Source organism: Accumulibacter sp., assembly GCF_031732815.1.
In the GTDB taxonomy this organism is placed as follows: domain Bacteria; phylum Pseudomonadota; class Gammaproteobacteria; order Burkholderiales; family Rhodocyclaceae; genus Accumulibacter.
Map to the genome: position 1 here is coordinate 1 of NZ_JAVMKF010000286.1, position 9,143 is coordinate 9,143.

The following is a 9,143-nucleotide window of genomic DNA, read 5'->3' on the forward strand; positions in this document are numbered from 1 at the left end:
AGTCGCTTCTGCTATTCTGTTCCCGTGCAGCGGCGAGTTCCAGGGTGCAGCGGCGAGTTCCAGGCTGGCGGCGGCAAACCTGACGTCGTTTGGCCGACGGCTGTCGTTGTCCGGCTGCGCGGCGACGGCGGATTGGCGACGGGCCGACCCGCCTTGCCTTGGCTGCTGCCGTGCCCGGCGAGCAAGGTGCGCGTGCCGTCCAGCACGTGCCTCCCGGCGCGCCGGTGCGGACGTGCTTCTGCTGGTCCCGATTGACCCACTCAGGCAAGGAGAACCGTATGCCAGACGAAACCAAGCCCGACCTGCAGCCGCCGCCAGCCACGGCCGGTCTGCGCCTGCTGGCAGTGCGCCAGCGTGCCGGCGAACTGCCCGGCGTGCTGCGCAACGCGACGCGCGCCGCGGATGCGGCGCTCGAACCGCTCCTCGCCGGGCTGACCGTCGAGGCCACTTATGCCCTGCCTGGCGCGACGCGTGACGCTACGGCGACAACCGCTCAGGCGATCGAGGCCGGCGATCAACGTGTGCTCGCGCTGGAAGCGGAGGATGGAACGACGATCTTCGTGCATGCCGAGCGGTTGCGCGCAGATATCGAGCGTCTGTGCCCGGAGGCGATCGTCGACGGCGAACTGGACCTGAGCCGCTTCGTCGACCGCAACGCTGCACAACGCGGGTTCTTCGAGGTCGTCTGGAAGATGGTCTCGGTGCTCCGTCTGCCGGCCGACGGTCTCGCCGAAGAAGCGATGAGTCTGGCGCGCGACTGGGCGATCGACCAGCTCAGCGATGAGCTGACCGAGAAGCTGCCCGACAAGGCGTTTGGCGTCGCCAGCTTCCTCGGGGCGAAGGCGCTGATGTGGACGATCGAATCGCGCCTGGCCGGCCGCCCGGGCCTCTACCATTGGCAGAAGCAGACGATCGGCGCCGAGGATTTCTGCCCGCCGGGCGACCCGCGGTTGGCCGAAGCAGGCGCCGGCAAGCGCATGCTGCTCTTCATTCACGGCACCGGCTCCTACACGATGGGGGCTTTCAGCGACCTGCTCGCCGACGAGAATACGTGGAACGACCTGCAGGCCAGGTTCCCCGGTGGCGTTTTTGGCTACGAGCACCGCAGCTTCTCGCAGAGCCCGGTGGAGAACGCGCTCGAACTGCTGCAGGCGCTGCCCGAAGGCGCTCGCCTGGCGCTGGTCACGCATTCGCGCGGCGGCCTGGTCGGCGATCTGCTCTGCCTCGGCCAGGTGGACGAGGCAGCCCTCGAGGCGTATCAGATGGCCAGCGCGTCGATGCTACTGGCGCCGGCCGACGACGCGATGGGTCTGCAGCGCGAGTTGGCCGAGGAGCGCGCACGCTTGCGGCGTATCGTGCAGTTGATCGGCGAGCGGCGGATCACCGTCGAGCGCTACGTGCGCGTCGCCTGTCCGGCACGCGGTACGCGCTTTCTGTCCGACAACCTCGAGGTCGCGCTGTCGGACTTTCTCAACTTGCTGCAATGGGGCGGCGGCGCGCTGCTCAGCGCTGTCGGTTCGGCGCTCGGCGGTCCGGCGGCGGGCCAGGCGGCCGGGCGTCTCGCTTCGAGTGCGCTGGCCGTGGTCAAGCGGCTGGTGCTGGAAATCGCCGGCCGGCGGATCGATCCGCGGATGATCCCGGGGATTGCCGCGATGCGCGTCGATTCGCCGCTGGCGGCTTTTCTTGCGCATCCGGCGACGCGCCGGCGCGACGGAATCGCGCTGGCGGTGATCGCCGGCGATACCGAGTTCTCCGGTTTCGGTCTCGGTCAGCTCGGCCGGCGAGTCGCCAACCTGTTCTGCGACTGGCGGCTGTTCGACCGGCACGACAACGACCTGGTCGTCGACACCGATTCGATGTACGCCGGGCTCGCGGCGCGCGCCGGTGCGCGCTATCTCTATCACCAGGGCGAAGCGGTCAGCCACTTCCGCTATTTCGCCAATTCGCTGACGCGTCTGGCGCTGCATGGCTGGCTGACCGGCGACCCGGCGAGCCAGCCGGAATTCCAGCCGCTCGACGACGCGCCGCGGCAACCGTGGGGCGAACGCGAGGCTGGGCGTACGCGTGCCGTCGGCAGCCAGGCGCGCCCGGCGATCGTCGTCTTGCCGGGAATCATGGGCTCGCACATCGCTGTGCGTGACGGCAAGGGCAAGCTCGACCGCATCTGGTTCAATCTCCTGCGCCTCGGCCTGGGCCAGCTCGAGCGTATTGCCGACGAGAACGACCCGGGGATTTGCCCGGAGGACATCTGGGAGCGCTTCTACGGCGACCTGGCCGACGTCCTCGCCGGCACGCACGAGGTCATTCGCCATCCTTACGACTGGCGCTTGCCGATCGAGCAGAGCCTCGAGCAACTCGATCAGGTCATTCGGCAAAGGCTGGAGAACCAGCCCGGGCAGCCACTGCGCCTGCTGGCGCACAGTATGGGCGGCCTCGTCGCGCGCGCCTGGATGAAGAAGTTCCCGCAAACCTGGTCGGACGTGCTGAAATCGGGCGGTCGTCTGCTGATGCTCGGCACGCCGAACCGTGGCGCGCACCTGATGGTGCACACGCTGCTCGGCAAGACGAGCGCGATGCGTGGTCTGGCGACGCTCGACGGCAAGCACGACCTGCAGGAGATTCTCGACATCGTCGCCGGCTTCCCGGGGGCTCTCTCGCTGTTGCCGCGCCCGTCGGCGAGCGGCGCTGCCGCGCCGGGCGAGCCTGACTACTACAGCGCGCAAACCTGGGAAGCGCTGAAGGGGCGCAACCGCGATCGCTGGTTCGGCGGGCAGATCGGCGCGCGACCGCAGCAAGCGATGCTCGACCGGGCAAGGTCGGTCTGGGACACGCTGCTCGCCGACGACAAGGTCGCCGAACCGGTCGAGCGCATCGCTTACGTTTTCGGCCAGGGCGAACAGACGCCGTGCGGTCTGGCGCAGGCCGATGGCCGCCTGCAGCTTCTCTTTACCAGTGAAGGCGACGGCTCGGTGACCTGGCAATCAGGTCGCCTGGACAATCTGCCGGAAGGCGAGCGCTGCTGGTACATGCCGGTCGAACATTCGGACCTGACCGGCACAGCGGAGTACTTTCCGGCGATCTTCGATTTGCTCACCAGCGGCAGCACCAGCCGCCTCGACCGGCTGCCGCGGACGCGCGGAGCGGCGGTTCAGCCGGTCGTTCTGGAGGCGCCGCCGCCCGTCGTTCCCGGTGAGGAAGAACTGGCGCGCGCGATCTTCGGCAGCGGCCCGCGCCGGCGCGTGCGCGCCCGCAAAGCGACGCTGGCGGTCAATGTGGTCGCCGGCGACCTGCGTTTCATCGATCAGCCGCTGCTCTGCGGCCACTTCGTCGGCGACCCGCTTGCCGCCGCCGAAGCCGACCTCGACGAACGCCTGGAAGGCCGTCTGAGCGAACGCCAGCGCCTCGGCGTCTATGCCGGTCCGATCGGCACCTCGGCCATCGTGCTCAGCCCGCCCAGCGCCAGCCAGGCGGCGCGCGGCAGCCGGCCGGGCGCGGTCATCGTCGGGCTGGGCGATTTCAACGGCCAGCTCAGCGCGCGCCAGATCAGCGAAACCGTGCGCGCTGCGGTCCTCCGCCTGCTGCTTCTGCTGCGCGACTCGCGCGCGCTCGGCGTCGACGCGCCGGTGCGCCTGTACAGCCTGCTGCTCGGCTGCAATTCGGTGGCCCAGATCAGCATCGCCGACTCGGTGGCGGCAGTCACCTGCGGCGTCCTCGAAGCCAACCGGCAACTGGCGCAGGCGCAGGCGATGACGGCCGAGCCGGGTGCGCCGGTGTCGTCGCTGACGTTCATCGACCTCTATCGCGACGTCGCAACGAGTGCGGCGCACGCGGTCAGCGAGCTGCCGCAGGCGATCGAGAGCCAGTTGCGCGCGCTTGAAGCACGCCTCGAACCGGCGCGCAGCCTGAGCATCGGCCAGGGCGCACGCGACCGCCTGTCGGCTGAACAGGGCTGGGGCTACTGGTCGCGGCTGATCATCACCGACGCCGATGCGCCGGAAGTCAATTGCCCGCCCGAGTGCTACGACGTCGAGCCGCGCTCGCCGCTGCCGCCCGAGCTGCGTCGCCGGCTGCTGGCCGGCTGCCCGGGCCAGCACGCGGCCGGCGCGCAGCCCGCCGCGGACGAGGCGCCACCCGCCCCGCCGTATCTTCCCGAGCGGCTCAAGTACGTCTTTCTCAGCCAACGCGCGCGCGCCGAAACGCTCGTCCAGCAGCGCCAGCCGGGATTGATCGAAGCGCTCGTCCGCCAGCAGCGCCTGAACAACCGGAATAACCCGCGCCTGGCACGCACGCTCTTCCAGTTGATGCTGCCGATCGACTACAAGGCGGCGGCGCGCGCCGGCAGCCGGCTGCTGCTGGTGCTCGACAGCTACACCGCCAGCCTGCCCTGGGAACTGCTGCAGGCCGACGATCAGCCGCTCGCCGTGCGCGCACCGATGATCCGGCAGTTGATCACGGCGCGTTTTCGCGGCGCCGTGCCGACCGCCAATACGCGCTCGGCGTGCGTCATCGTCGCGCCCAGCACGCTCGGCTTCAAGAACCGCTTCCCGGGTGTGCTCGACGAACTCGACCGTCTGCCCGGCGCGATCGCCGAGGGCAACGCCGTGCGCGCGATTCTCAGCCAGGCTGGCTGGCAGGTCGCTTTCTGCGGCGAAGGCAAGGACGCCGGCGAAGTGCTCGCGCACCTGTACGACCAGCCCTACCGGCTGCTCACCGTCTGTGCGCACGGCATCTTCGAGTTGCCGGGACGCGACGGTCGGCGCTACACCGGCGTCGTCCTTTCCGACGGCAGCCTGATCACGGCGGTCGAGATCGGCCTGATGGAAGTCGTTCCGGAAGTCGTCTTCCTGAGCTGCTGCCACGTCGGCAGCATGAGTCACGAGAGCCAGCCAAATCGTCTCGCCTACAGTCTGGCACGCGAACTGATCGACATCGGCGTGCGCTGCGTCATCGCTGCCGGCTGGGCGGTCGACGACCAGGCGGCGAAAACCTTTGCCACGACCTTCTTCGCCGAACTTACCGCCGGCCGTGCTTACGGCGAGGCGGTCTTCGCTGCGCGCCGCGAGACTTACGAGAAGCACGCCGCCAGCAACACCTGGGGCGCCTACCAGGCTTACGGCGACCCCGGCTACCGGCTTGGCCCGGACAGCTCTGGGCGCCAGCGCCAGGACCGCCCGCTGGTGGCCGTCGAGGAACTTATCGCCTGCATCGACGGCCGTCGTCTCGGCCGCCCGGCGCAGGCCGGACGGCGCTCGCCACCGACCTTCGCCGACGAGCAGCGCTGGCTGCAGCAGCAGTTCGCGCGCTGCCCGCCGGAGTGGAGCACGCGGCCCGAGGTACAGCAGAGTGTCGCCGCGCTCTACGCCGACCTCGGCGAAAGCGGTTTCGCGGCGGCTCACGCCGCCTACCTGGCAGCGCTGCAGAACGAAGACGAGGCCGGTCGCGTCGCCTGTCGGGCGGTCGAACAACTGGCCAATCTGGAAGCGCGACAAGGCGAGAAGCTGGCCGACAGCGGTCGCCTGGCGGAAGGAAAGCTACTGATCGACATGGCCATCGCACGCCTCGAGGCGCTCAATCGTGCCGTCGACCAGTCGCCGGCCGCGCGCAGTTCAGCCAATATGGGCAACGCCGAACGCAACGCGCTGCTCGGCAGCGCGCTCAAGCGGCGCGCTTGCGCGCTGGCGGCGGCAGATTCGCCCTGGAGCGAGGTCGCCCAGGCGCTGCGCAAGGCCGCCGACGCGTACCTGGCAACCAGCCGGGGACAGCCGCCGCACAGCCAGCCGTACCACACACTGAACGCACTCCCGCTGCACTGGCTGGCCGGCAAGCTCGCTGAGCGCGACCGCGCGCGCGCGGTCGACGTCGCCCGTCAATGCGGCGCGCAGGCGAGCCAGCGCTTCGCCGCCAGCAAGGACTTCTGGGACGCCGTCGGGCGACCCGACGCCGCTGTCGTCGAATGGCTGCTCGGCGACGATCCGACCGACCCGGGCAACGCGCTGGAGAATGCCTACCGCCAACTGGCCAGGGAAGTGCCGTACAGTGGCCGGCAATGGGACTCGGTCGCCCGGCAGCTCCGGCTGCTCGCCAGCCTGCTGCGCAGACGGCAAGCGGCAGCCGACGGGGCGCCGCCGGCGGACCCGAGCGCAGCGGTCGAAGCAGCCGGTCGGCGCGACGACGCGCAGCGGGCCGACGCGCAGCGCGCCGACGTCCTCACCCAGCTTGCCGAGCGCCTGGCTGGCTTTGCATCGCCCTCTTCCGCGCCGTCCGGCGCTGCTGCCTCGAAGGAGACGCCATGAACCAGAACCTCATCAGCCGGATCGACGCCGGCGGAAGCAAGAAGATCCTCGCCTGTGACGGCGGCGGAATCCTTGGCCTGATCAGCGTCGAGATCCTGGCCCGGCTCGAGCGCGAGCTGCGCAGCGCGCTGGGCCAGCCCAAGCTCGTCCTCGCCGACTATTTCGACTTCGTCTGCGGGACGAGTACCGGCGCCATCATCGCCGCGTGCATCTCGGCCGGCATGCCGATGGAGCGCATCCGCAGCTTCTATGTCGATAGCGGCGAGCAGATGTTCGACAAGGCATCGCTGCTCCACCGCCTGCAGTACAGCTACAACGACGAGCCGCTGGCGGCCAAGCTGCGCGAGGAGCTCGACCAGGCGCTGGCGCACGTCGCCAGGCCCGGTGAACCGAACGCGACGCTCGGCGACGCCGGTCTGCGCACGCTGCTGATGATGGTCATGCGCAACGCAACGACCGATTCGCCGTGGCCGGTGTCTAACAATCCGCGCGGCAAGTACAACCAACTGGCGCGCAAGGATTGCAACCTGCGTCTGCCGCTCTGGCAACTTGTCCGCGCGAGCACCGCGGCGCCGACGTTCTTCCCGCCGGAGGTCGTCACCTTCGCCCGCGGCACGCCGGACGAGTACCAGTTCATCTTCGTCGACGGCGGCGTGACCACCTACAACAACCCGGCGTTTCTCGCTTTCCAGATGGCCACCGCGGCACCCTACAAGATCTGCTGGCCGACCGGCAGCGATCGCCTGCTGATCGTTTCGGTCGGCACCGGCAACGCCGCGAAAGCCCGGCCCGACCTCGAAGCGAGCGATCTCTGGCTGCTCGACAATGCGCGCAACCTGCCCGGGGCGCTGATGAACGCAGCGCTTGCCGGCTGGGACATGGCCTGCCGAACGCTTGGCGAATGCCGCTTCGGGGCGCCGATCGACCGCGAATTCGGCGACATGGTCATTCCCGCCGGCGGCGCAAGCAACGCCAGCGCAAGCAAGCAGTTCGCCTACGTGCGCTACGATCCGGACGTCAGCCAGAGCGGTCTCGGCGCGCTCGGCCTGGCCGAGATCAAGGCGGAGAACGTTCAGGTGCTCGATTCGGTGAAATACATCCCCGACATTCAGCGCGTCGGTCGGACCTACGCCGAGCACTGCGTCCGCATCGAACACCTGCGGGGATTTGCATGAGCGGCAAGACGTGCTTCGTCGTGCAAGGCTTCGGCAAACGGACCGACTTCACCGACGGACGCGTGCTCGACCTGGACGCCTCGTACGCGATCATCAAGGAAGCGGTCGAGGCGGCCGGCCTGGTCTGTGTGCGGGCGGACGAGATTCCGCATACCGGAGTGATCGACCGGCCGATGTACGAAATGCTGCTGCAAGCCGATCTGGTGATCGCCGACCTGTCGACCTACAACGTCAACGCCGCTTTCGAACTCGGCATCCGCTACGGCCTGCGCCCGGGAGCGACGATCATCGTCGCCGAGGCGCAGTTCAAGAATCCCTTCGACGTCAGCCACATCGTCATTCACAGCTACAAGCACCTCGGCGAAGACATCGGCGCGCAGGAAGCCAGGCGCTTCCGCAGCGCGCTCGCCCAGGCCATCCAGGCGGCGCTCAGCGAAGCCGTGCCGGATAGCCCGGTCTACACCTTCCTGCCCGACCTGCGCCCGCCGCAACGTGGCGCCTCGCCGGCGGCCACGACGCGCGGCGGCGAGACCCGAGGAAGCCGGCTGCGTACGGTCGAACGCGCCGGCGAACACCCCCGGGAACACGCTGGCGAACACCCCGGCAAGTTCGCCGGCTTCGCCTTCGCGCTCCGCTCGGGCGGGCGCGGGCTGGGTGGCGACCGCGCCGCCGGCGGGCGCGATACGATGTTGCCGCCCGTTTCCTCGCGCCGGAGTCCGCTTGCGGCGGACAACAGCGACAAGCTTCCAGACAGCCTCCCCGAATGGACGACGGAATCGATGAGCGAATCGATGAGCGAATCGATGAGGGAATCGATGAGGGAATCGATGAGGGAATCGATGAGGGAATCGGCGCCAACGCCCGAGCGCGGCGTCGCCGACGAAACTCCTGCGCTGCCGCCGACGACCGCCAAGCACTGGCTCGATGCCGCGCTCGCCGAACTGAATCCGCCGGCTGGACGGTCGGGCGATGCGGCGCGCGCCGTTGCCCTGTTGCGCCAGGTCTACGCACAACGGCCCAACGACGCCTTCGTCATCCAGCAACTCGCCCTGGCCACTGCGCGCAGCGCTCAGCCGAGCAGCGAGGAGGCCTTGCACGCCGCCTGCCACCTGCTGCGCGAAGTTTCGCCCGAAACGACCAACGATCCCGAAACGCTGCTCCTCTGGGGCGCGGTCCACCAGCAACTGTGGGAACTGCGCGCACAGCCGGACGACCTCGCCCAGGCGGTCGCCGCGTACGAGCGCTGCTTCCGCCTGAAACAGGACTGTGCGAGCGGCAGCCGCCTGGCTTTCCTCCTCGACCTGCAGGCGCTCGAATCGCTCAAGCGCGGCGCCCGCGACGAAGCGATCGCCGACGCCGTGCAGGCCAGACGCGTCCGCCACGAGATCGTCCGGCTGGCGGAAACCTCGCCTCCGCCCGCCGACGCGGATGGCGCTGCCGATGCCGCTGCCGAGTCTGCTGCCGATACCGGCGCTGACGGCAACGCCGACGCCTACCGCCGCTTCCGCACACTCGCCGCGCGCTGGGAAGCCGCGCTCGGCCTTGGCGATCTGCCCGCCGTCGAGCGCAGCGAAGCCGAGCTGAGCGCGCTGCCGGTCGCCGCCGCCATGCACGACGAACGCCGCCGGCAAGGCGACCGCCTGCGCGCGATCCAGGCCGAATACGCTCGCCTGCT

General features: G+C 69.4%; 3 protein-coding genes. All 3 read left to right on the plus strand.

Translation table 11 applies throughout. The features are described from left to right. Positions 1–278: 278 nt before the first annotated feature. Entirely contained in the window at positions 279–6,293 is a 6,015-nt protein-coding gene (locus RKP46_RS16450; protein ID WP_311107621.1) for a CHAT domain-containing protein, read from the plus strand. After that, positions 6,290–7,468: a patatin-like phospholipase family protein gene (locus tag RKP46_RS16455; protein WP_311107622.1), complete on the plus strand. Its 1,179-nt coding sequence runs from the start codon at positions 6,290–6,292 to the stop codon at positions 7,466–7,468. The genes RKP46_RS16450 and RKP46_RS16455 overlap by 4 nt, the downstream gene beginning before the upstream one ends. After that, the coding region (locus RKP46_RS16460) for a tetratricopeptide repeat-containing protein (protein ID WP_311107623.1) at positions 7,465–9,143 on the plus strand (1,679 nt) is incomplete at its 3' end. The genes RKP46_RS16455 and RKP46_RS16460, both read left to right, overlap by 4 nt.

Bases quoted from the DNA above. Each gene is read 5' to 3' on its own strand.
- RKP46_RS16450 (WP_311107621.1), top strand. From the start codon at position 279: ATGCCAGACGAAACCAAGCCCGACCTGCAGCCGCCGCCAGCCACGGCC.
- RKP46_RS16455 (WP_311107622.1), top strand. From the start codon at position 6,290: ATGAACCAGAACCTCATCAGCCGGATCGACGCCGGCGGAAGCAAGAAG.